This is a genomic window from Nitrospira sp. BLG_2 (assembly GCF_049222245.1).
The window spans coordinates 1-1,524 of record NZ_JBLYIG010000666.1; the positions used below are offsets into that span (position 1 = coordinate 1).

Annotated in this window: 3 protein-coding genes; all 3 read left to right on the plus strand. The window is 52.0% G+C overall.

The features are described 5' to 3' along the window. Positions 1-205: 205 nt before the first annotated feature. The 3 genes from ACOSYY_RS17610 (at position 206) to ACOSYY_RS17620 (ending at position 1,467) form a co-directional block, all read left to right on the plus strand. Positions 206-712 carry a response regulator gene (locus ACOSYY_RS17610; RefSeq protein ID WP_421664139.1) on the plus strand — a complete coding sequence of 169 codons (507 nt, stop codon included), beginning with the start codon at positions 206-208 and terminating at the stop codon, positions 710-712. A gap of 309 nt (positions 713-1,021) precedes the next feature. Next, positions 1,022-1,249 (plus strand): CsbD family protein, encoded by a 228-nt coding sequence (locus ACOSYY_RS17615; protein WP_421664140.1) that lies wholly within the window; start codon positions 1,022-1,024, stop codon positions 1,247-1,249. A gap of 47 nt (positions 1,250-1,296) precedes the next feature. Then, the gene (locus ACOSYY_RS17620; protein WP_421664141.1) at positions 1,297-1,467 is read left to right on the plus strand and encodes a DUF1328 domain-containing protein; all 171 of its coding nucleotides are present in this window, start codon (positions 1,297-1,299) and stop codon (positions 1,465-1,467) included. Positions 1,468-1,524 lie beyond the last annotated feature (57 nt).

Sequence of the window (1,524 nt, forward strand, 5' to 3'; positions counted from 1 at the left end):
GGACCACTGCTGAGCTCACCAAATATGCCATGACCCACGGTCTTACCACTTCTTCTTAAGTTGCTCGGGTGTTCTCGTTGAGCCTACTCGGTTCCCAACCTCACCCGTCTGGGTCATGAGCCTGGGGATTTTTCTCCCTTGCCCTAGGTACCAGACGAGTTATCCTCTCGTTCAATTCACAGTACAGACATCACGAGATGATAACATGCGTCTGGAGTGCTTTGGGACCAAGGGGACGGCCATGACGAGTCACCCGTTTCCGGAGGCGATCGGATTGTACTTCACTTGGATAAGGGAGCCTGCATGGGCACCGTGTCGGCAATCGACCGAGACCTATTCACTTGGACGCTGTATTCTCGTGATCGATGATGATGATACTCGGTCCATTATTCGTGATCGACTCAGAACGATCGGTTTCGACATACTCGAAGCAGAGAACGGACAGATCGGCCCATCGTACATGACTTCAGGCACGAGGAAACAGCTCATTCACGGTGTGCTGTTGAACCTTCACATGCCGGTGTTGAGCGGCATGGCGGTGCTGCAAGAGTTTCGAGAACGACATACTGATGTTCCCGTCATTGTCATGTCAGGAATGGACGATATCACCACCGTACGCGACGCGATCAAGCTTGGGGCACAAGAATATCTCTTGAAGCCATTCGATCTTGAACTGCTAAAGAAGAAATGCTTTCGCGGCTTTCTCAACTGACTCCTGCCGAACTTACACATCGACATGATGCCGCAAAAACGGTTCCTCCTTAGATATCGCCGGACAGGGCGCGCGACTTGATTGGTCCTCCAGTCTGATCCACCCCTAGGATCATGCCGTAGGTTTCTTCGCTTCCCCAGGCACTTTGCCGGACTGATCTAGGGCTTTCCCTTTCACAAACCGAGATGCTCCCGGATAGTTCACAACCACTTCTCCGGTTACGGTGTAGCCATCACACCCGCGACACGACTCGCTGTGAGACGTACTCTCGCGGATCGGATTCATCTTTAACCTCAAGGAGGGCACGATATGAACGCAGAACAATTCAAAGGACAATGGCTGCAACTCAAGGGTGACCTCAAACAACGGTGGGGTAAGTTGACCGACGATGATTTGATGTTGATCGAAGGCCACTACGACACATTCGTTGGACGGGTACAAGAGCGTTACGGTGATCAGAAAGAAGAAATACTCAAATGGTTGAACGCATGGAGTCCCCAGTCGAAAACATCGCCTTGCTCAGGGCAACGATTCTAAACGTGCCCGACACTTTGTGTCGGCTACCACGTTGAACGGAGGAACCTATGTTTTATTACGCACTGGCATTCATCCTGGTCGGATTGGTCGCAGGAGTGCTCGGTTTATCGGGGATCGCCTCAGTGGCGACGCAAATTTCATGGATTCTATTCATGATAGGGGTGGTGCTGCTCGTCGTTCACCTCTTCACGGGCCGGCGGATTCCACCCCCAAATTAAATAGAGGCACTGTGGATTAGGTGATGTGGGGACGAGTCTGTGAACACCGAGGTACCT

Bases quoted from the DNA above. Each gene is read 5' to 3' on its own strand.
- ACOSYY_RS17610 (WP_421664139.1), top strand. From the start codon at position 206: ATGCGTCTGGAGTGCTTTGGGACCAAGGGGACGGCCATGACGAGTCAC.
- ACOSYY_RS17615 (WP_421664140.1), top strand. From the start codon at position 1,022: ATGAACGCAGAACAATTCAAAGGACAATGGCTGCAACTCAAGGGTGAC.
- ACOSYY_RS17620 (WP_421664141.1), top strand. From the start codon at position 1,297: ATGTTTTATTACGCACTGGCATTCATCCTGGTCGGATTGGTCGCAGGA.